This is a genomic window from Caulobacter sp. FV1ye6ST (genome assembly GCF_058681225.1).
On sequence record NZ_CM178733.1, the window covers coordinates 2,087,175 to 2,107,775 of the forward strand.

Genomic DNA, 20,601 nt, shown 5'->3' on the forward strand with positions numbered 1-20,601 from the left:
TGCGGCCTTTCAACGGTTCGAGAGTGGCGAGGTCGCCTTGCGGCTCTGCATCGCGATTGTGACAAAGCATGACAGGCGATGGTCGCTCGCGTGACGACCTTCGTTTTCGGCTTTCGCTGAAAGGCCGGAGTCTAGGCCGGCAGGCGCACCGCGCCGGCCTCGCGCAGGGCCTTGATCGTGGGGAAGCCGTCGACGGCCATCAGCAGGTCGGCCTCGGCCAGCAGAGAGCGCAGGACGTGGACCGCGCCTTCGGTCCCGCCCAGGGCCAGGCCGTACGAATACGGTCGCCCGACGCCGACCGCCGTCGCGCCGATCGCCAGGGCCTTGGCGACATCGCTGCCCGAGCGGATGCCGGAGTCGAACAGCACCGGCATGTCGCCCGCCGCCTCGACCACGCCGGGCAGCATGTCGATCGCGGCGATGCCGCCATTGGCCTGCCGGCCGCCGTGGTTGGAGCAGTAGACGCCGTCGACGCCCTCGTCCTTGGCGCGTCGCACGTCGTCTGGATGGCATATGCCTTTCAGCACGATGGGCAGCTTGGTCAGCGACCTCAACCACGGCAGGTCGCTCCAGGTCAGGACCTTTCCGAAGGTCGCCGCCCAGGTCATCACCGAAGCCTGGAGATCCGTCTTCGGATCCTTGCCGACCATGGCGTGAAAACGCGGGTCCGAGAAGTAATTGGCCAGCACATGACCGCGCAGCTGCGGGAAATTCGAGTCGTTGAGGTCGCGCGGCCGCCAGCCGGTGACCCAGGTGTCTAGAGTGACAACGATGGCCTTGTAGCCGGCGGATTCGGCGCGGTTGACGAGGCTGGCGGCCAGCTCCGGGTCCTTGGGCGTATAGAGCTGGAACATCCCGGGCGTGTCGCCCATGGCGGCTGCGACGTCTTCCAGCGGGTCGTTGGTCAGGGTCGAGACCACCATCGGCACGCCGGTCGCGGCGGCGGCGCGCGCGGCGGCGAGGTCGCCGTGGCCATCCTGGGTACAGAGCCCGGTCACGCCAATCGGGGCCATGAACAGTGGGCTGGGCAGCTTCATGCCGAACAGTTCGATGGAGAGATCGCGCGACGAACAGTCGACCATCATCCTCGGGATCAGCCCCCAGTGCTTGAAGGCCGAGGCGTTGCTGTCCTGGGTGTGCTCGTCGCCGCAGCCGCCCTGGACATATTTCAGGGTCGAGGGCGACATGGCCGCCTGGGCGCGGGCCAAGAGGCCGGCGAAGTCTACGGGATACTTCGGCAAAACGCCGTGAAGGCCCTGGAAATAGATCTCGGTCTGGTAGTCGCCATAGTGCGGCATGGTTCGCTCCCCGTGCTGCTCGACGTCTGGGCGTCGATGCGTCAAACCGATTTGACGCGATCGCGCCGCCGGCCGCTAGTCCTCAAGCGCGCGATCGGCGCTCCAGCCACCACAGAAGGCCGAGCACGGCCAGCAGGCTGGCGGCCCAGGGCCAGGAAGAACCGGGCGTCGTACGACCGGCGCGGGCGCCGCGCATGACGCTGGCCGCCACCGCGTCGAGCGTCGCGGCCCGGCTGGTGGCCTGGGCCAGCGAAGGCGCGGCGTTGGCGGGGTGTACATAAACGGCCGCGCCGTCCGAGACCCTGTGCCAGCCGGCCTGACGCGGCCAGTAGGCGGCGCAAGCGGCGGGGCCGGTCGCCGGATCGACAATAGGCCGGCTTTCGACGCCATCTGGGGCGACGATACGGATCGATCCGGTGACGCCGCAGAGCGCCGTGCGTTGGCCCACCCGCGCGATGTCATCCAGGCGAACGCCCGCGCCGTCGCTGGGACGCGCCAGGGTGGAGAATAGTTCGCTCCAGAGTTCCCCGTAGCGATCGGCGTGGCCGGCCAGGGTCAGGCCGTAGCTGTCGGCCACGATCCATAGGCCCACGCGCCCCTGGCCGCGCGGACGCCAGGCGGCCAGCGGCGCGCCGGCCTTGTCGCGGATCATCGGCACGCCGTCGCGCGGGGCTTGCGCCAGGTCATAGCGGCTGAGTTCCAGGTCGGATGGGCCGCCCAGCCGGAAGGCCTGAGCCTCGCCGTCGCCCGAGGTCGCTATGCCCAGGCTGGTCCAGTCGCGTCGGGTCGCGGCCGAGAGCGGACCGGTCGGCCGCAGCAGCAGGCCGAGGCCATCCTGGGTCGCCGCGGCCAGGGAGGCCTGGGCGCCGGGCGACAGGCTTTCCCAGCGGCGATCGTCCACCACCACCAGGTCGATCTCGGCCACGCTCGCCCGGGTGATCGGCGTCGGCGGATCGCCCAGGACCACGCCGCCGCCCACGTCGATGTCGACGCTCAACGCGATGCCGGCGTCCTGGGCCCAGCGGCGCAGGTACTTGGTCTCGGCGCTGGGCGCGCCTGCCAGGACCAGCACGCGCGGCTGACGCTGGGCGCGGGTCTCGACGGGGATGTCGATGTTCTCGACCAGACGACCCGCGCCGTCCTTCAGGCGCAGGTCGAACAGCGCCAGACCGGGCGCGCGGGCGGTGGCCGACACCTGGAAGCGTCGATTGGCGGCCACGGCGGTCTGGTCGACCAAGGCGCCAGAGGGATCGAGCAGTTCGATGGTTCCCGCGCCCTCGACCTGACCGGTGACCGTGAAGCGCGCGCCCGGGGCGATGGGCTTCGGCGGCGTCAGGTCAACAAGGCCTTGCGGGGGCGGTGAGGGCGCGAACGTGGCGGGTCGATCCAGCGGGATCCGATCGCGCGGCGTCAGGCCGTCGCCCTCGATCAGAAGGCGGCCAGGCTCGGGATAAAGCCGCAGCGCCGAGCCAAGGTCGGGCAGGCGGACCGCGCCGGGCAGCGGGCCGGCTTCGGGCAGGGCGACGAGTACGTCTCCCGAGGCGCGTACCGCGGGCTTCGCGCCGTGGGTGGCGACCACGAGACGACCGGGCGCGTTGCCAACCGAAGGCGGGAAGAGCGTCAGATAGAGCAGCGTGGCGCTCAGGGGCTGCAGAGCGATCAGCGCGGCGAACCGCCAGGTGGGACCGCGTGTGTCGGCTGACCGTCGTCGCAGAACCGTCCGCGCGATCCCGCCCATCGTCGCGACCGTGATCAGGATCGCCGTCCAGAGTTCGAAGGCCCCCGTCATCGCAGCGCGTCCAGATAGCGTCGGCCCCGCGCGTCGGCGGGATCACGGCGACTGACGGCGGCTGGCGGGCGCTCCAGCGCGGTCCACAGCAGGGCGCGCAGCTTGCGGCGGCAGTCCTGGCACTGGGGCTCGTTGCGGACCGTGTCGATCGCGGCCGACAGGGCCAGCGGATCGGCCAGGCGCTTTGGGTTGGCGTTCACCCAGCGGGCCAGGGCGTCGAGCTGGAGCGGCGCGCTGGGGCGCTCCCCCAGCGCGCGCCAGACATCGACGGCCGGCGTGTCCGCGGGATCGCGGCGTGTCGGCGCCAGTCGACCGGGCGCGATACCCTCGCGTTTGCCGGTCAGGCGGCGCGAAAGGTCGACCGGTGGCAGCTTCGGCGGCGTGCGCGCCAGGAAGATGCGTCCGGCCTGCTGGGCGGTCTTCAGCAGGTTCAGGGCCTTGTAGGCGTGGGGCAGGGCGTCCTTCGGCTTGCCTTGGCGCAGGGCGCGCTCGGAATCCCACATGGCGTCCAGCGCCTGGGCCAGGGTCGAGCGCGTGCCCGGATCGAACAGCGTCGCGGCGTCCCCCGTATCGTGGGCGTGGCCGTATTTGGCGACGACGTCGGTCATGTCATTGAGATTGGCCCCGCCGCCATGGTCGTGGCCGTCATCGTCGTCGTGATGCGCCTCGGCCTTGGCTGGCGCAGCGGCGGGGGCGTCGTCGGTCGGCAGGGCCGGCGCGTCATTGGTCGGCAGGTCGAGGCCGCCGCCGCTGCTCTCCCCCTCGGCCTTCTCGCCCATGAACTGGCCGTAGCGCAGGCGCAGTTGGGCCTGGTCGGCGCCGAGGCCGTTCGAGCGGTCCAGGAAGGCGTCGGGCGTGATCTTGCCGCGCTGGGCGATCAGGGCCTCGGCGTCGATGATGATCTGGCGCTGGCTGCGAAAATAGACGGGCATCACCTGCTTGGCCATGCCGTCCAGGCCCTCGGCCAGCCCCATGGCGGCCGGCCAGCGCAGGATCACGCTCGGGCCTTCGACGATCTGGCGGCGGGGGCTACGATTGTCGCTGACCACCAGCTGCACGATCATGTCGCCACCCGGAGCCAGACCCTCGCGCGCCAGGTCGAGGGCGGCGGTGAAACGCTTGAGCCGCGCGGCGCCCTGGCCTGCCAGAGGCTGGGTCCGCTGGGCGGTGTTGATGTTCTCGCCTTCGCCCTTGGTGACGGTGATGCGCAGTTGGGCGACGCCGTCGACGCCGTAGTCGTCGCGGACCTCGAACACGGGCGCCCATCGGCTCTGGCCGGGCGTGACCAGAGTCAGAGAACTATCCGGTGCCACGACGCGGACGACCGGCGGGGTGTCGGGGATCAGTTCCAGCCGATGCAGGCGTTGCCGGGCAAGGCCTGCAGCCTCGACGCGATAGAGCGCCGAGCGTTCGAATACCCGCCCGCCCAGCCAGCGTCCGCCGTCGCGGCGTAGCGGTAGCAGGGCCTCGCCCGGGAAACTCAAGGCGGCGGTGTCCGGATGCGGCCGGAAGCTGACGGCCCACTCGATACGCGAGCCCTCGGGCGCGCGGGCGTCCAGACCGCCTTGCTCGAATGGGCGCTGGCCGGTGTAGGCGGGCGGCGTTATCCGCAGCTTGGCGCTGGTCACCCTGGGCGCGCCGGGCGGGGACGCGGTTTCCGCCTCTTCGGGGCCGAGCGGGACGCTGGATGCGGGTGGCCAGAACAGGGCGGCGAGGATCACCAGGGCGCTGACGCCGGCGGTCCAGGGGATCCAGCGACGGGACCAGTCGGGACGGAGGTCGACGGCGGCAGCTTCGGCGACGCGCGCCTCAAGGCGGGCGCGCTGCAGGGCGGCCAGACCGTCGCCGGAGGATTGGAACAGGAGGGCGCTGCTGTCCTCCAGGCCGGGCGCGTGGGCGTCGAGGGCGGCGATGAGCCAGGCTTGGTCGAAGCGTCGGCTGCGTCGGATGGCGACCCAGCCCAACACGAGGGCGCCGATCACGAGGGCAGCCACCGCCCCCACGACCTCGAACCCGCGTAGAGCCAGCGCGGCTATCGCCAGGACCACCGGCAGACCGACGGCCAGCGTGTCGAGCACGCTTCTTTGCCGGGCCGCGCGCGGATGACGGGCGAGGGCGGCGATCATGCGGCTACCGGGCGGTCGCGCCGCGTCGCCAGCCAGCGCTCGGCGGCGAAGATCAGGGCGATCAGCAGGGCCAGCCAAGGGCGCAGGCTGACGGGATGCGGGTTGTAGGTCACTCCGCCCGCCGCTGGGCGGACACTCGGGGCATAGTCGGCCGCCGCGACCCGGTTCGGCGCGGGCGGCGGGGCCAGCAGCGTCCAGAGTTGCTCGGGGAAGTCCGGCTCCACTAGGATCGGCATAGCGCTGGGTTCAAGGGCGCGTGTAAGGCGCAGCACGCGGCCCTTGCCGAAGCGGCCGGCCGTGGCCAGTGGCGCGCCTTGGGCGTCACGCCAGACCGTGGGTTGGGCGCCTTCGACGGGCGAGGGCGCATCCTGGGCCAGAAGGGCGACGCCGCCGGCCTCGATCCAGTCGAGCGTGGCCGCCGGCATGGGCGCGCCGGACAGCCAGACGAGATAGCGCGCGGCGCGAGGCGCGGAAACGTCGGTGGAGGCCGCGTCGAAGGCGGTAGCCTTGCCGGGGTGGGCGAAAGCCGCTGCGGCGGCGCGAAAATAGCCGACGGCGGGTTCGCCGCCGGGGGCGTAGCGCACGGTCAGGGCGGGCGGCATGGGGGCCGGGATCGCCGCCGAGCTTCGCGCGGGCTTGCCGATCCGCCATTCCACCTTACGGGACAGGTACAGCCGCTCGGCGTCGGCGCCGCTCACTTCCGGCGGCGCGACGACCGTGATCGCCGTCTTGCCGGGCGTCTCGGCGTCCAGTTGGCGCGCAAGGCTGGCGAAGTCCGCCGATGGCGCGGGAGGTGGACGGTCGAGGCCTGGGAAGCCGGGCGCGAGCCACACCCGCCGCTCGCCATGGTTCGGAACACTGCTGGCGTCGACCGCTGGGGAGACGGCGATCACGGCCCGGCCATCGCCGCTCGGCCGCGGTACGGGCTCGGCCAGAGCCAGGACGACCGCGACGACCAGGGCGATCCGCACCGCCAGCAGCAGCCGCTCGTCGAGGCGCAGGCGCTGGACGGGCTTGGGGTTCGGATTCAGCCAGCGCAGGGCGGCGAAGTCGATGACTTGCGTCTCGGTGCGGCGGGCGATGTGGATCGCCAGCGGAACCAGAACCGCGAGCAGGGCGCCGAGCGCGGCGGGGACGAGTAGGGCGGGGATCATCCGCGCGCCACCGGGCGGGACAGGTCCTGGATCGGCTGGTCCGGATCCCGGTCGCTGAAGTGCTCGACGAACCGCGCGCCATGGGCCTCGAGCCGGGCGCGCAGGGCGGCGCGGGCTTGGGCGAAGCGCGCCAGGAAGTCCGCGCGAAGCGCCCGGCCGTCGCCTGCGACCTTCGCGTCGCTCTCCGGGTCGCGGAACAGCAAACTACGGTCGAACGGGAAGTCGCGTTCGTCGCCGGTCAGCAGTTGAACGAACGCGACGTCGCGACCGGACGCGGCCAGACGCTCGGCGGCCGCCACGCAGGCGTCGTCGAAGCCGTCGGAAATGAAGACCACGAGGTCGGCCGGCGAAATCCGTTCTCCCAGCACCTTGAGGTCCCGCTGCCACTGGGGGACGCCCTCGGGGCGCAGTGGTCCCAACGCCAGGCGGATGCGGTCACGGTGGCGGCTGTCGCTGGACGGCGGCAGGACGATCGCACCCTCGGCGCGGGCCACGACCACGCCGAACCGGTCACCCTGCTGCAGCGCCACCTCGATGATCGCGGCGGTCAGACGGCGGGCGGCGTCGAAGCGGGTCCAGGCGGGCTTGCCAAGATCGGCCTGGGCCATAGAGGCGCTGGCGTCCAGCACGACCCAGATCGCCACCGGGCTCTCGCGCTCGGCGTCGCGGACGAAGAACTTGTCCGAGCGCGAATAGAGCTTCCAGTCGATGCGCCGCAGATCATCGCCGCGCTCGTAGGCGCGGTACTGGGCGAACTCCATGGCCCCGCCGCGATTGGGGCTGGCATGGTGGCCGTCCCCGATCAGCACCGCGGCCGCGCGCGGCGTCAGCGACAGACGTCGCAGACGGCTACGCAGGTCCGGGGGCAGGTCGAACGGAGACATCCGCTGTTAGTCGCGGGCCGGCGCGGGCAGGGCGGCCAGCAGCGCGGCGACCACGTCGTCGGTCGACTTGCGCTCGGCCTCGGCGGCGAAGGACAGCAGGATGCGGTGGCGCATGACCGGCGCGGCCAGGGCCTTCACGTCGTCGCGCGTCGCGGCCAGCCGTCCGTGCAGCAAGGCGCGAGCCTTGGCGGCCAGCACCAGGGCCTGGCCGGCGCGAGGACCAGCGCCCCATCGGACATACTCCTGGACGGCGGCGGGCGCGTCCGAGCCGGGACGCGTGGCGCGGATCAGCGACGTGATCCAGGTCAGCAGGCCGTCGCTGACGTGGACTTGGCGCACCCACTTTTGAAGTTCGACGATGTCCTCGCCCGTCATCACCGCCGCCGGGGCGGTGATGGCGCCGCCGGTGGTCAGGGTCAGGATGGCGCGCTCTTCTTCCGCCGTTGGATAGCCGACGCGGATGTTGAGCAGGAAGCGGTCCAACTGCGCCTCGGGCAAGGGGTAGGTGCCGGCCTGCTCAAGCGGGTTCTGTGTGGCCAGCACAAAGAACGGTTCGGACAGCCGGTGGGTGACGCCGGCGTAGCTGACCTGGTGTTCCTGCATGGCCTCGAGCAGGGCGGCCTGGGTCTTGGGCGGCGTGCGGTTCAGTTCGTCGGCCAGGAAGAGGTGGGTGAAGACCGGGCCGGGCTGGAAGCGGAAGTGACGGTGACCGGTGCCGTGGTCTTCCTCCAGCACCTCGGTGCCGAGGATGTCGCTGGGCATCAGGTCGGGGGTGAACTGCACGCGACGGAAGTCCAGCGACAGCGCCTGGCCCAGGGTGCGGACAAGCAGGGTCTTGCCCAGGCCCGGCACGCCCTCGATCAGGCAGTGGCCGCCGGCCAGCAGGCCGATCAGCAGCTGCTCCACGACCTCGTCCTGGCCGACGATGGCCTGGCCGATCGCCGCGCGCAACTGGCCCAGGCGCTCGAGCTTGGCCGCGATATCGGCTTCGGTGGGGGTGACGCTCATCGGAACTCCGGACAGGTCGTAAGGCGGATCAGGCCGTTAGGGCGTAGAGGACGATATTGACCGCGAACTTGGTGTTGTCCTCGGCCAGGAAGCGCTTGTTGCGCCAGTCGTAATCCCACTCGCAGCCGTAATCCTTGTTGCTGTAGAGCACCCCGAGGCGCCCATCGATCTCGATGCCCTTCAGGTAGTCATGAACGAGATCGTCGCCCCAGCCATTCAGTTCGAAGCTGGTGGCGGGCGGGCCGTCGAACTTGAAGAAGCTGCGATAGATCGGATGGTCCTTGGCCAGCTTCTTCAGGGCGTCGCCGCCGAACAGCTTGGCCATCTGGCGCTCGAACGACTTGGCGAACAGGCCGTCAATGTCGTGGTTGCAGTCGTCGACCAAGACGAAGCCGCCGTTGCGGACGTAACGCTGGAAGTTGGCGGCCTCGGCGGGGCTGAACTCGACCAGCTTGTGGCCGGCCAGATAGCAGAACGGCGCGGTCAGCATGGTCGGGTCCGAGAGGCGCACGACGCGCTCCTCGGTGTCCACGCGCAGGTTGGTGTAGTCGACCAGCGAGGTCAGGATGTTCGACGGCATCCGCTGGTCGACGTCCCAGTCGCCGGATTCGTAGCGCAGGCGCGTGAACCAGAAGTCGTAGGTCGGCGCTGCCTGAGCGGCGGACGGGCGGCTGGCGAACCAGCTTCCCATCGCGCCGGCCGCCAGCAGACGCAGGCACTCGGTACGCGTTACGCTTCTACTCGGCATGTCGAACGTCAGACAGCGTCCGACAGCGAGGTGAAGGTGAAGTCCCGCAGGCGCATGGCGGGGATCATCATCTGCATGCGACCGCCTTCGCTGACCCGGACCGGACGGCCCAGCTCATCGATGTTGTTCAGCATGATCACCGGCGACTCGTTGAAGCGGAAGTTCTTCACCGGGTGTTTCAGCTGGCCGTTCTCGATGTAGAAGGTGCCATCGCGGGTCAGGCCGGTCAGCAACACGGTCTGTGGGTCGACCATGCGGATGTACCAGGTGCGGGTCACCAGGATGCCGCGCTCGGTCTCGCGCACCATGTCGGCCGTCGACTTGGTTCCGCCCGACATGATGACGTTGCCCGGACGGCCGGTGACCTTCTTGCCCTGTTTCTGAGCCCAGTAGGGGCTGTAGAGCAGGTTGGCGATCTTGCCGTTCTCGACCAGAGGCATGCGCTCGCGCGGACGGCCCTGCTCGTCCCACGGGAACACCGGCATTTCCTTGTCCCACGGGTCGGCCATGAAGGTGACGCGCGGATCGAAGACCTGTTCGCCCAGCTTGTTGCCGCCGCCCTTCTTGGACAGGAAGCTCCGGCCCTCGTCGGCCTGGCGGGCGTCGAAGTAGTTGAACATGAACGAGATCAGGCCCGAGGCGGCGTTCGGCTCGAGGATCACGGTGTACTTGCCCGGCTCCAGAGCCTGGGCCTCGGCCGAGGCGCTGGCCTTGCGCATGGCGATCTCGATGTCGCTGGCCGCCTTGAAGCCGCTGGAATCCTGCAGGTTGCGGGCGACCCAGCCCGAGCCGCGGCCGTCGGCCGTGCGCACGGTGCAGGTGTAGTCCATCGCCGTGGCGCGCTGATAGCCGAACGCGCCCTTGCTGTTGGCGAAAGCCACGAAGCTCTGCTCGTCCTGCAGGAAGCCGGCGGCGACCAGCTTCTGGGCGCGGCAGGGAGCGATCGAGGCGCGGGCCACCTCGGCCCGCTGATCGGGCGTGATCGCCGCGGTCGCCGGGCTGAAGGTGTCGCTGGGCTTGTAGGTGGTCGCCTCCACCGCCGTGACGAACTCGGGGTTCTCGGGCGCCAGCTTGGCCAGCTCCTCGGCGCGCTTGACCACGCGGGCCAGGGCCGAGTCCGAGAACTCGTTGATCGTCGCCGTGCCGACGCGACGCCCGAAGGCGACCGTGACGGCGAGGTCGATATTGCTGACGACGCCACTGGTGGAGACGTTGTTCAGGGCGAAGCGGATATTGCCCTCGATCGAACCGGCCAGTTGCGCGGTGCACTCATCGGCCGTCGACAGCTTGATGACTTTCGCGAGGATCGTCTTGGCCTCGGCTTCGGTCATGATGCTCATTGGATAATCTTCCCCGAACCGATCAACCGAGCGAACGCGCGGTGTTGATGACATTGATGCCGTTGAACCGCGTGGTCGACGAGCCGTGGCTCACGGCCGAGACCTGACTGGGTTGGCCCTTGCCGTCGAAGAACGAGCCGAACAGGCGGTAGTCGCGCTCGTCGCAGATCGCCGAGCAGGCGTTCCAGAACTCGGGCGTCCGCATCTGGTAGGCGACGTCTTCCAGAGGCTGGGTGATCTTGCCGTTCTTGATCTCGTAGAACAGCGTCCCGCCGAACTGGGCGTTGTAGCGCTGTTGGTCGATCGAAAACGAGCCGCGGCCCAGGATGTAGATGCCGTCCTCCACGCCCGCGATCATGTCGTTGAGGCTGAGCGGGCTCTTGCCCGGCTGCAGCGAGACGTTGGGCATCCGCTGGAACTGCACGGTCGACCAGGAGTCGGCGTAGGAACAGCCGTCGCTCTCGGTCTTGCCCAGGATATGGGCCTGGTCGCGGGTTGCCTGGTAGTCGACCAGCTTGCCGTCCTGGATCAGCGGCCACTGCTTGGTCTTGATACCTTCGTCGTCGAAGCCCACGGCCCCGAGGCTGCCGGGTTGCAGCTTGTCGGCCATGATGTTGACGAGGTCGCTGCCGTACTTGAAGTGCGCCGCGCGCTTGTCCAGCGTGGCGAAGCTGGTGCCTGCGTAGTTGGCCTCGTAGCCAAGCACACGGTCCAGTTCGAGCGGGTGGCCCACCGACTCGTGGATGGTCAGGCCCAGGTGGTTGGGATCCAGCACGAGGTCATAGCGGCCCGGCTTGACCGACTTGGCGGTCAGCTTCTCGCGCGCCTGCGCGGCGGCGGCCTGGGCGTCCTCGACCATGTCATAGGACTTGCCGTAGCTGATGATGCCGTTCGGCGAGAGCGTCTTGTCGCCGGCCTGCGGGTCCAGATACTCGTAGCCCATGCCCATCGGGGCCGACAGGCCTTCGCGCGAGCGGAACTTGCCGGTGGTCTTGTCGACGGCCGTGACCGTGAACGGCGACCAGATGCGGTGAACGTCCTGATCGATGTACGAGCCGTCGGTGCTGGCGAAGTACTTCTGCTCGTTGATCAGGAACAGGCTGGAATTGACGAAGTTGGCGCCCGCCTTCAGGGCCGCGCCATTGACCCGCATCAGCAGGTCGACCTTTTCCTGCAGCGAGACCTCCATGCCGTTGCGGCGCAGTGGCGTGGCCCATTTCACTTCGCCGACGCCCTTGGTCGGGGCCAGCTGCACGGGGGCGGTCTGGTTCTTGGCGTTGGCCTTGGCGATAGCGACAGCCAGGCGGGCGGTGTCTGCCACCGCCTCCGCCGACAGACTGTTGGTCGCCGCGAAGCCCCAGGCCCCACCGGCGATGACCCGAACGCCAACACCGCTTGATTCGGTGTTGGTCACGCCCTGAACGTTGGCTTCGCGCGTCTGGATGAACTGGCGCAGGTAGCGGCCCACGCGCACGTCGCAATAGCTGGCCCCGGCGGCCTTGGCGGCGCTCATGGCCGCGTCGGCCAAGCGCTTCTTGACAGCCACGTCGAGGGTCTCGACCAGCTGTTCGGCGGCGATGGCGCGGCCGAAGCCGGGCAGCAGCACGCCGCCGGCGCCGATCCCGCAGGCGGCAAGGAACTGACGTCTATCCAAGTTTCTTCTCCCCAACGGCCCAAAAACACAGGCGTTCGCGCTGGCTTCCGCTCCCGACGGAATCCGAGCGCGAGAAGTTCTGTGCCGCCCATCGCCGGAGGTCAAATCTTTCCCGAACATCGGGCGCGGGTATGATCAGATTGCGCGCATCGGCGGCTATGCCCTGTACAGCACGCCGAGCAAGGGCGTCGCACGGCTGGTAGTGTCCCTCCAGCGACGCCGTCTGTAAGGTCGCCGACTTCGGGAAAAGGGGGCGTCATGGATCGCTGGCAGGCGATGAGAGTGTTCGTGAAGGTCGCCGAGACCAAGGGCTTCGCCGAGGCCGCGCGGCGTCTGCACATGAGCCCGCCGGCCGTGACCCGGGCGATCGCGACTCTGGAAGAGGCGATCGGCGCCCGCCTGCTGGTCCGCACCACCCGTTCCGTGACCTTGACCGACGCCGGTGCGCGGTTCTTCGAGGACTGCTCGCGGATCCTGGCCGATCTCGCCGAGGCGGAAGCCAGCGCTGCCGGCAGTTTCGCCACGCCTAGCGGCACGCTGACCATCACCGCCTCCGTGATGTTCGGCCATCAGTACATCCTACCGATCATCATGGACTATCTGGCGGCGTATCCGCGGGTCAGTATCCGCACCCTGTTCGTCGATCGCATGGTCAACCTCGTCGACGAGGGCGTGGACCTGGCGGTGCGGATCGGCAACCTGCCCAATTCGGGGTTCAGCGCCTTGCGGGTCGGCGCGGTGCGTCGCGTGGTGTGCGGCTCGTCCGGCTATTTCGAGAAGAATGGCGAGCCCGCGACGCCGGCGGACCTCGCCGACCACTCGGTCATCGCCGCGACCAGCGCCTGGGCCTCGACGGAATGGCGCTTCGGCCAGGACCAGAAGACCATCGTCCACGTCCATCCACGCCTTTACTGCAACACCAACGACGCGGCGCTGCGGGCGGCGATCGACGGTTTTGGCCTGACGCGCGTGCTGTCCTACCAAGCCGCGCCGTCACTGGCGTCCGGTGCGCTGCGCACGGTGCTGTCGGCCTATGAGGAGCACCCGCTGCCGGTTCACATCGTCCACCCCGAAGGCCGGCACGCGCCGGCCAAGGTCCGCACCTTCATAGACTTCGCGGCCGAACGGCTGCGGGCGGATCGGCGGCTCAACTAGGTCAGAGCAGGCCCATCCATGCGATCGCATCGACGTTCTGGCCCTCGCTGAGTTTGAGAAACATGTCATGCAGCCTGGCCTTGGGCTTCCATGACCGGAAACGGAAGCGAGAGATCGGCTTCGTCTCGCTGATTGACCCGCGAAGCCGGCCATCGATTAGCGCGCTATTCATCGTCGCCTCCAGTCTTGGGACGCCGTGGAGGATGGCGCCCGGCAGCGCCGGCAAGAACGGCGAACCGGAGGAATGGATTGTTCCGGTTTTCGGAACGCGAACTATTCCACTGAGTGGAATAGTGCCTTTCCTCCGTCATGGCTTCAGCTCGTCCGGCGGAAGGCGTGTTCTTGGCTCACCGGATGGACGCCGTGTCCAGCCGCTCCGCGAAGGACACGACGATGCGCCTCTATTACCACCCGCTGTCAGGCCACGCTCACCGAGCTCACCTGTTCCTGTCGCTGATCGGCGCGGACTTCGAACTGGTCGAGGTCGATCTGGTGGCGGGCGAACACAAGACGCCCGAATTCCTGAAGCTGAACCCGTTCGGCCAGGTGCCTGTGCTGGACGACGACGGCGTCATCGTCTCGGATTCCAACGGCATCATGGTCTATCTGGCTCGCAAGTTCGGCAAGACCGACTGGCTGCCGGAGGGCGTCATCGAGGCCGCCCAGGTGCAGCGCTGGCTGTCGGTGGCCGCCGGTGAGCTGGCCTATGGCGCCGCCGCCGCCCGCCTGATCACGGTGTTCGGGGCCAAGCGCGACGCCGACGAGGTCATCGGGCGCGGCGCCGCGCTGCTGACCACCCTGGAAGGCCTGTTGGCCGGGCAGGACTGGCTGGTCGCCGGCCGCCCGACGATCGCGGACGTGGCGCTCTACAGCTACACGGCCCGCGCGCCGGAGGGGAACGTCGATCTTCGACCCTATCCGGCCGTTCGCGCGTGGCTGGCGCGCGTCGAGGCCCTGCCGGGCTTCGTGCCGTTCCGCCAGACGCCCGTCGGCCTGGCCGCATAACGTCGAGCGCCGGGGAGCGGGCCCATGACCACCACCGAAAAGCCCTCTCCCTGGCATCGCGGCGAGGTGGAGATCCAGCGTAGCGTCGGCGTCGAGACGCGGATGGAAGATATCGGCCGCCGCGTCATCCGCGACTTCCTCTTGGACCAGCACCGCGCGTTCTTCCCGCAACTGCCGTTCCTGGTTGTCGGAAGCGTCGATCCGACCGGCGAGCCCTGGGCGACGGTCGTCGCCGGTCAGCCGGGCTTTGTCAGCTCGCCCGACATCCACACCTTGGCGATCAAGGCCGTGCGCCAGGCCAGCGATCCCGCCGACGCGGGCATGGAGGACGGCGATCCCGTCGGCCTGCTGGGCATCGAGCTGCATACGCGCCGTCGCAACCGCATGAACGGAACCGTGCGCCGTCAGGCCTATGGCTTCGACGTCACGGTAGATCAGAGCTACGGCAACTGCCCGCAATACATCCAGCTGCGCGACTTCGCGGTGGTGGGGGACCCGGCCGCGCCCTATGCCGGCGAGGTCGAGACCTCCACGGATCTGGACGCTGACGCCCGCGCGCTGATCGGCGACGCCGACGCCTTCTTCGTGGCGTCGTACAGCGATGAGAACGGCCGGCAGGTCGATGTCTCGCACCGGGGCGGCAAGCCTGGTTTCGTGCGGATCGGCGAGGACGGCGTCCTGACCATCCCGGACTTCGCCGGCAACCTGTTCTTCAACACGCTGGGCAACATCCGGCTGAACGGCAAGGCGGGGCTGGTCTTTGTCGACTTCTCGTCTGGCGACCTGCTGCAGCTGACCGGCGAGGCCGAAGTGGTGCTGGACTCGCCCGAGATCGCGGCTTTCCAGGGCGCGGAGCGTCTATGGCGCGTGCGTCCGACAAGGATCATCCGTCGTCGGAGTATCCTCCCGGTTCGGTGGGTCGATCGGTCGAATGGCGCGTCGCCCAACGCCCTGATCACCGGCGACTGGGACGGTGCGGCGGCCCGCCTCAAGGCCGCCGAGTTGGCCGGTCGGTGGCGCCCGTTTCGCGTCAGGAAGATCACCCGCGAGAGCGCGACGATCCGTTCGTTCGAGCTGGAGCCGGCCGACGGCGTGGCGGCCATCCCGCACCTGGCCGGCCAGCACCTTCCGATCCGCGTCCTGCTTCCGGGCGATCAGCGGCCCGTCATCCGCACCTACACCCTGTCGGTCGCGCCCTCGGATCCGTTCTACCGGATCAGCGTCAAGCGCGAAGGCGCGGTCTCCCGATACCTCCACGACCAGATCCGCGAGGGCGACCTGATCGAGGCCCGCGCCCCGGCTGGCGACTTCACCATCGACGCCAAGGAAAAGCGCCCGGCGGTGCTCCTGGCGGCTGGCGTTGGCATCACCCCGATGATCGCCATGGCCCGACATCTCCTGTTCGAAGGTTTCCGCACGCGCGGCATTCGGCCGACCTGGATCTTCCAGGCCGCGCGAACCAAGGCCGAGCGGGCGTTTGACGAGGAGCTCTCAGCGCTGGTCGAGGCCGGGCAGGGGGCGATCCACCTGACGCGCATCCTCAGCGACAGGGCGGGCGCGGACGGCGACGACTATGACCTGCTGGGTAGGCTCGACATGGACGTCCTGCGCGCCGAGCTGCCGTTCGACGACTACGACTTCTATCTGTGCGGCCCGCAGGCTTTCATGCAGGCGATCCACGACGGCTTGCGCGGCTTGAACGTCGCCGACAAGCGCATCCACGCCGAGGCGTTCGGCCCCGCCTCGCTGCGACGCACGCCCGACCTTGGGGCCGCGCCCGCGAAGGCCGGCCCTCTGCCAGCGACAAGCTCCAAGCCGGTTTTCTTCATGGAGTCCGCCAAGGAGGCCCGTTGGGAGCCTGGCTCGGGTACGCTGCTGGAGCTGGCCGAAGCGCGGGGGCTGCGGCCCGAATTCAGCTGCCGGGCCGGAAGTTGCGGTTCGTGCAAGACCAGAGTGCTGCAAGGCGCTGTCTCCTATCTCACGCCGCCGACCGCTGCGGTCGCCGAGGACGAGGCGCTGATCTGCCGCGCCGTTCCGGCCGCCGAAGGCGAGGCGCTGCAACTAGCCCTTTGATCCCCGAGAGAGAAACCCATGTCCCGTCCGCCGCTGCCCCCGTTCACCCGCGAAACCGCCATCGAGAAGGTCCGCCTGGCCGAGGATGGCTGGAATAGCCGCGACGCCGCCAAGGTCGCTCTGGCCTATACGACCGACACGCGATGGCGGAACCGCGCCGAGTTCCTTAACGGCCGTGATCAGGCCCAGGCCTTCCTGGAGCGCAAGTGGGCCAAGGAGCTGGACTATCGGCTGATCAAGGAGCTGTGGGCTTTCGAGGGCAATCGCATCGCCGTGCGCTACGCCTACGAATATCACGACGACAGCGGCAACTGGTTCCGCGCCTACGGCAACGAGAACTGGGAGTTCGACGCCGACGGCCTGATGCGCAACCGTCACGCCAGCATCAATGAGCAGCCGATCGCCGAGTCCGACCGCAAGTTCCGCTGGCCGCTGGGCCGGCGTCCCGACGATCATCCGGGCTTGAGCGACTTCGGCTTCTGACCACGGTCATCCGGATCATCACCCGTCCCGAGCCAAGCCCCGAGCCGCGGCGCGCGCTAGGCCTCGTCCAGCAGATTCAGGATGTTGGCCAGGGTGGGGGTGAGGTCGTCGCGCCGCCAGGCCAGGCCCGTCTCCAGCATCGGGGCCGCGCCGGCCAGAGGGACGTAGCTGACCCCCGCCCGCGCCAGGTTGCGCAGCGAAGCCGGTACGAGGGCGATTCCCAGACCGCTGGAGACCAGGCTGATGATGGTCTGCATCTGGATCGCCTCCTGGACGATCCGCACCGTCCCGCCCAAGGAGGCGAAATAGCCGGTGACCAGGTCGTGGAACGCTGGGGCCACGTGCTTGGGGAACAGGATCAGCGGCGAGGCCAGCACCTCGGCGCTGGAGAGTTCGGTCTCGCGGGCGATGCGGCCGTCCTCGATCCAGGCGCTAGGCACGGCGGCGACCAGCGGCTCGCGCAGCAGGCGGCGGTAGGCGAGGGCCGGCGGCAGGGGATGGTCGGCGGGCGGGATGATGATGCCGGCGTGGCGTTCGCCGCTGACGATGGCCGGGATCTGTACGTCGCTAGTGGCCTCGAACAGGCGGATCTCGACGTCCGGATAGGCCTGGGAGTAGCGCCGCACCAGCGACGGTAGGACGCTGTAGTCGGCGGTGCTGACGAACGACAGCGCCAGGTAGCCGGTCTGGCCGTCGCGCATCCGCTGGGCCAGGCCAGGCAGGCCGTCCAGCGCCGCCAGCGTCTCCTGAACATGCGGCAGCCATTGCTCGCCCAAGGCGGTCAGGCGGACGCTGCGCTTGGTGCGCTCGAACAGCGGCGCGCCCAGGTCGCGCTCAAGGCCCATGATCGACTGACTGAGTGGCGGCTGGGTCATGCCCAGCCTCTCGGCGGCGCGGCCGAAGTGCAGGGTCTGAGCCACGGCGACGAAGTGGCGGAGCGGGCGCGCGTCCATTGATACTCTCAGCGACCTAATGGTGCTGAACTAATATATTTTGAGAGCGGGTGAAACGGCCTTAAATAACCCCATCGCCGACATTGAGATTTGCCATGCCTCCCTATCGCTCACGCACCTCGACCCACGGCCGCAACATGGCGGGAGCTCGCGGCCTCTGGCGCGCGACGGGCATGAAGGACGAGGACTTCGGCAAGCCGATTATCGCCGTGGCCAACAGCTTCACCCAGTTCGTCCCAGGCCACGTGCACCTGAAGGACCTGGGCCAGCTGGTCGCCCGCGAGATCGAGGCGGCTGGCGGCGTGGCCAAGGAGTTCAACACCATCGCCGTCGACGACGGCATCGCCATGGGCCACGGCGGGATGCTGTACTCGCTGCCCAGCCGCGAGCTGATCGCCGACAGCGTCGAATACATGGTCAACGCTCACTGCGCCGACGCCATCGTCTGCATCTCAAACTGCGACAAGATCACGCCCGGCATGCTGATGGCCGCCATGCGCCTCAACATCCCGGTGGTCTTCGTCTCGGGCGGGCCGATGGAGGCTGGCAAGGTGCGGGTGAAGGGCGAGATCCGCGCCCTGGACCTGGTCGACGCCATGGTGGTGGCGGCCGACGACAAATATACCGACGAGGAAGTCACCGCGATCGAGAAGGCCGCGTGCCCGACCTGCGGCTCGTGCTCGGGGATGTTCACCGCCAACTCGATGAACTGCCTGACCGAGGCCCTGGGTCTGTCTTTGCCCGGCAACGGCTCGGTCCTGGCCACTCACGCCGATCGCGAGGCCCTGTTCAAGGAGGCCGGCCGCCTGGTCGTCGACCTCTGCCAACGCTGGTACGAGCAGGACGACGCCACGGCCCTGCCGCGCGGCATCGCCACGCGGGCGGCGTTCGAGAACGCCATGAGCCTGGACATCGCCATGGGCGGCTCGACCAACACCGTGCTGCACCTTCTGGCAGCGGCCCAAGAGGGCGGGGTCGACTTCAAGATGGAGGACATCGACCGCCTTTCGCGTCGCGTGCCGTGCCTCTCGAAGGTCGCGCCGGCCAAGGCCGACGTGCACATGGAGGACGTCCACCGCGCCGGCGGCGTCATGGCTATCCTGGGCGAGCTGGAACGCGGTGGGCTGATCGACACCACCCAGCCGACCGTCCACGCCACGACCATGGCCGAGGCCCTGGCGCGCTGGGACATCGGCCGCACCAACAGCGCCGTCGCTCACGAGTTGTTCCGCGCCGCGCCGGGCGGCAAGCCGACCCAGATCGCCTTCAGCCAGGCCGCCCGCTGGGAGAGCCTGGACCTGGACCGCGAGAAGGGCGTCATCCGCTCGGTCGAGCATCCGTTCTCGAAGGACGGCGGCCTGGCCGTGCTGTTCGGCAACTTGGCCCCCGAGGGCTGCATCGTGAAGACAGCGGGCGTCGATGACTCGATCTTGACGTTCCGGGGCACGGCGCGCGTCTTCGAAAGCCAGGAGGCGGCGGTCAGCGGCATCCTGGGCGGCAAGGTCGTGGCCGGCGAGGTGGTGGTCATCCGCTACGAAGGGCCCAAGGGCGGTCCGGGGATGCAGGAGATGCTGTACCCGACCACCTATCTGAAATCGAAAGGTCTGGGCGCGGCCTGCGCCCTTATCACCGATGGCCGCTTCTCAGGCGGCACCTCGGGCCTGTCGATCGGTCACGTCTCGCCCGAAGCGGGCGAGGGGGGCCTGATCGCCCTGGTCGAGACCGGCGACTCGATCTTGATCGACATTCCCAACCGGGGCATCACGCTGGAGGTGTCGGATGCCGTTCTGGCCGATCGCCGCGCAGCGCAGGAGGCGCGCGGGTCCAAGGCCTGGAAGCCGCTGGACCGCAAGCGCGAGGTCAGTCCGGCCCTACGCGCCTACGCCGCCATGACCACGAACGCCGCCCGCGGCGCGGTGCGCGACGTCAGCCAGGTCGAGTAGATCCAAAGGTTAGAGCTGGGCCGCTGCTTCCCGGCAGAGGTCCAGCAGCCAGCCGTTGGGCGAGTCCGCCGCGTCGCTGGCGCGCAGCACCGCGCCGAACGGCGTGGGGGGCGTGGCGTTCGGCGGTTCGACCATGAACACCTTGCCGCGGTCGGCGGCCAGCTGGGCCAGGCGCCGTGGCAGGATGCAGGTCATGTCCGAGCGGCCGACCATGTTCATGGCGCTGAACGAGTCCTGCACGGTGAACGGCTGATAGGGATTTTCGCCCAGGGCATAGGTGTCGCCCCACGAGGTCACGCGCCGTAGGCCGAGGTGCCCGGCCGAGGTGCGGTCGGGATCGTCGTTGCCGCCGCCCGATACGCCCAGGCGTGGCAGGCGGGCCAGGGTGTCGTAGTCGATGCCGCCCGCGACCATGGGATGGTCGGCGCGCAGCACCCATACGCCGGTCTCCTCGAACAGCGGACTGTAGGAGAACCGACCTGGGATGGCCTCGAAGCAGCCGACGACCATGTCCAGCCGCCCGGTGTCGAGGTCCTCGGTCATGCCGGCATAGAGGTTGTGGAAATGGATCTGGACGTTCGGCGCGCTGGCGATCACCCGCTCGGCGATCAGCGGGCCCAGGACGTAGGAGATGTAGGTTCCGGCCGCGATGTTGAAGGTGTGCGTATCGACCGCCGGATCGAACCGCTGGTTGGTGACGGCGCTCTCCAGCAGCTTCAGGGCGGTGCGGGCCGTGTCGGCGATCTCCAGCGCGCGTGGCGTCGGGCGCAGGCCCGTCTGGCCTCTGACGAAAAGGTCGTCGCCGACCATTTCGCGCAGGCGGCGCAACGAATGGCTCACGGCGGACTGAGACAGCCCCAGGCGCTCGCCGGCGCGCGTGGCGTTCTTCTCTTCCAGCAAGGTGACGAACACCCGGAAGAGATTGAGGTCGGCGGTTCTAAAATTAATGGCGTTCATGGCTGTCGTGAAGACATATCATTTCTCTCAT

Annotated in this window: 16 protein-coding genes; 5 read left to right on the plus strand and 11 right to left on the minus strand. The window is 68.9% G+C overall.

Features of this window, described 5'->3' with window-relative positions:
* Positions 1–131: 131 nt before the first annotated feature.
* The 9 genes from ACW175_RS10300 to ACW175_RS10340 form a co-directional block, all read right to left on the minus strand.
* Positions 132–1,298: an alpha-hydroxy-acid oxidizing protein gene (locus ACW175_RS10300; protein ID WP_492104389.1), complete on the minus strand. Its 1,167-nt coding sequence runs from the start codon at positions 1,296–1,298 to the stop codon at positions 132–134.
* A gap of 82 nt (positions 1,299–1,380) precedes the next feature.
* A complete protein-coding gene (locus ACW175_RS10305; protein ID WP_492104390.1) occupies positions 1,381–3,087 on the minus strand; it encodes a hypothetical protein in 1,707 nt (568 codons plus the stop codon).
* A complete protein-coding gene (locus tag ACW175_RS10310; protein ID WP_492104391.1) occupies positions 3,084–5,213 on the minus strand; it encodes a DUF4175 family protein in 2,130 nt (709 codons plus the stop codon). The genes ACW175_RS10305 and ACW175_RS10310 overlap by 4 nt, the downstream gene beginning before the upstream one ends.
* On the minus strand, positions 5,210–6,367 hold the full coding sequence (locus ACW175_RS10315) for a BatA domain-containing protein (RefSeq protein WP_492104392.1): 1,158 nt from the start codon (positions 6,365–6,367) through the stop codon (positions 5,210–5,212). Before ACW175_RS10315 ends, ACW175_RS10310 begins: the two co-directional genes overlap by 4 nt.
* Positions 6,364–7,251: a DUF58 domain-containing protein gene (locus ACW175_RS10320; RefSeq protein WP_492104393.1), complete on the minus strand. Its 888-nt coding sequence runs from the start codon at positions 7,249–7,251 to the stop codon at positions 6,364–6,366. Before ACW175_RS10320 ends, ACW175_RS10315 begins: the two co-directional genes overlap by 4 nt.
* 6 nt (positions 7,252–7,257) lie before the next feature.
* Entirely contained in the window at positions 7,258–8,259 is a 1,002-nt protein-coding gene (locus tag ACW175_RS10325; protein WP_492104394.1) for an AAA family ATPase, read from the minus strand.
* 28 nt (positions 8,260–8,287) lie between these two features.
* Entirely contained in the window at positions 8,288–9,007 is a 720-nt protein-coding gene (locus ACW175_RS10330) for a DUF4159 domain-containing protein (RefSeq protein WP_492104395.1), read from the minus strand.
* A gap of 8 nt (positions 9,008–9,015) precedes the next feature.
* Positions 9,016–10,347 carry a TldD/PmbA family protein gene (locus tag ACW175_RS10335; RefSeq protein ID WP_492104396.1) on the minus strand — a complete coding sequence of 444 codons (1,332 nt, stop codon included), beginning with the start codon at positions 10,345–10,347 and terminating at the stop codon, positions 9,016–9,018.
* Positions 10,348–10,369: 22 nt separating this feature from the next.
* On the minus strand, positions 10,370–12,001 hold the full coding sequence (locus ACW175_RS10340; RefSeq protein WP_492104397.1) for a TldD/PmbA family protein: 1,632 nt from the start codon (positions 11,999–12,001) through the stop codon (positions 10,370–10,372).
* Between the two features lie 258 nt (positions 12,002–12,259).
* On the opposite strand from ACW175_RS10340, the gene ACW175_RS10345 reads away from it, so the two are divergent.
* The 4 genes from ACW175_RS10345 to ACW175_RS10360 all read left to right on the plus strand — a co-directional run bounded on the left by ACW175_RS10345 (position 12,260) and on the right by ACW175_RS10360 (position 16,717).
* Complete coding sequence (locus tag ACW175_RS10345; protein ID WP_492104398.1) at positions 12,260–13,156, plus strand: LysR family transcriptional regulator; 897 nt, start codon at positions 12,260–12,262, stop codon at positions 13,154–13,156.
* 363 nt (positions 13,157–13,519) lie between these two features.
* Positions 13,520–14,161, plus strand: coding sequence for a glutathione S-transferase family protein (locus ACW175_RS10350; protein WP_492104399.1), 642 nt, complete (start codon positions 13,520–13,522; stop codon positions 14,159–14,161).
* Positions 14,162–14,185: 24 nt separating this feature from the next.
* Positions 14,186–16,234 (plus strand): 2Fe-2S iron-sulfur cluster-binding protein, encoded by a 2,049-nt coding sequence (locus tag ACW175_RS10355; protein ID WP_492104400.1) that lies wholly within the window; start codon positions 14,186–14,188, stop codon positions 16,232–16,234.
* Positions 16,235–16,252: 18 nt separating this feature from the next.
* Positions 16,253–16,717, plus strand: a complete 465-nt coding sequence (locus ACW175_RS10360) for a nuclear transport factor 2 family protein (protein ID WP_492104401.1) — start codon at positions 16,253–16,255, stop codon at positions 16,715–16,717.
* 56 nt (positions 16,718–16,773) lie between these two features.
* On the opposite strand, the gene ACW175_RS10365 is transcribed toward ACW175_RS10360, so the two are convergent.
* On the minus strand, positions 16,774–17,670 hold the full coding sequence (locus tag ACW175_RS10365; protein WP_492104402.1) for a LysR family transcriptional regulator: 897 nt from the start codon (positions 17,668–17,670) through the stop codon (positions 16,774–16,776).
* 95 nt (positions 17,671–17,765) lie between these two features.
* Between ACW175_RS10365 and ilvD the strand changes: the two genes are divergently transcribed.
* Positions 17,766–19,613 (plus strand): dihydroxy-acid dehydratase, encoded by a 1,848-nt coding sequence (gene ilvD, locus ACW175_RS10370; protein WP_492104403.1) that lies wholly within the window; start codon positions 17,766–17,768, stop codon positions 19,611–19,613.
* 9 nt (positions 19,614–19,622) lie between these two features.
* Here ilvD and ACW175_RS10375 read toward each other — a convergent pair whose 3' ends face one another.
* On the minus strand, positions 19,623–20,570 hold the full coding sequence (locus tag ACW175_RS10375; RefSeq protein ID WP_492104404.1) for a LysR family transcriptional regulator: 948 nt from the start codon (positions 20,568–20,570) through the stop codon (positions 19,623–19,625).
* Between the last annotated feature and the right edge of the window lie 31 nt (positions 20,571–20,601).

What these genes read in the sequence shown, in the direction of transcription:
- ACW175_RS10300 (WP_492104389.1), bottom strand. Translation starts at nt 1,298, where the DNA reads ATGCCGCACTATGGCGACTACCAGACCGAGATCTATTTCCAGGGCCTT.
- ACW175_RS10305 (WP_492104390.1), bottom strand. Translation starts at nt 3,087, where the DNA reads ATGACGGGGGCCTTCGAACTCTGGACGGCGATCCTGATCACGGTCGCG.
- ACW175_RS10310 (WP_492104391.1), bottom strand. Translation starts at nt 5,213, where the DNA reads ATGATCGCCGCCCTCGCCCGTCATCCGCGCGCGGCCCGGCAAAGAAGC.
- ACW175_RS10315 (WP_492104392.1), bottom strand. Translation starts at nt 6,367, where the DNA reads ATGATCCCCGCCCTACTCGTCCCCGCCGCGCTCGGCGCCCTGCTCGCG.
- ACW175_RS10320 (WP_492104393.1), bottom strand. Translation starts at nt 7,251, where the DNA reads ATGTCTCCGTTCGACCTGCCCCCGGACCTGCGTAGCCGTCTGCGACGT.
- ACW175_RS10325 (WP_492104394.1), bottom strand. Translation starts at nt 8,259, where the DNA reads ATGAGCGTCACCCCCACCGAAGCCGATATCGCGGCCAAGCTCGAGCGC.
- ACW175_RS10330 (WP_492104395.1), bottom strand. Translation starts at nt 9,007, where the DNA reads ATGCCGAGTAGAAGCGTAACGCGTACCGAGTGCCTGCGTCTGCTGGCG.
- ACW175_RS10335 (WP_492104396.1), bottom strand. Translation starts at nt 10,347, where the DNA reads ATGAGCATCATGACCGAAGCCGAGGCCAAGACGATCCTCGCGAAAGTC.
- ACW175_RS10345 (WP_492104398.1), top strand. Translation starts at nt 12,260, where the DNA reads ATGGATCGCTGGCAGGCGATGAGAGTGTTCGTGAAGGTCGCCGAGACC.
- ACW175_RS10355 (WP_492104400.1), top strand. Translation starts at nt 14,186, where the DNA reads ATGACCACCACCGAAAAGCCCTCTCCCTGGCATCGCGGCGAGGTGGAG.
- ACW175_RS10360 (WP_492104401.1), top strand. Translation starts at nt 16,253, where the DNA reads ATGTCCCGTCCGCCGCTGCCCCCGTTCACCCGCGAAACCGCCATCGAG.
- ACW175_RS10365 (WP_492104402.1), bottom strand. Translation starts at nt 17,670, where the DNA reads ATGGACGCGCGCCCGCTCCGCCACTTCGTCGCCGTGGCTCAGACCCTG.
- ilvD (WP_492104403.1), top strand. Translation starts at nt 17,766, where the DNA reads ATGCCTCCCTATCGCTCACGCACCTCGACCCACGGCCGCAACATGGCG.
- ACW175_RS10375 (WP_492104404.1), bottom strand. Translation starts at nt 20,570, where the DNA reads ATGAACGCCATTAATTTTAGAACCGCCGACCTCAATCTCTTCCGGGTG.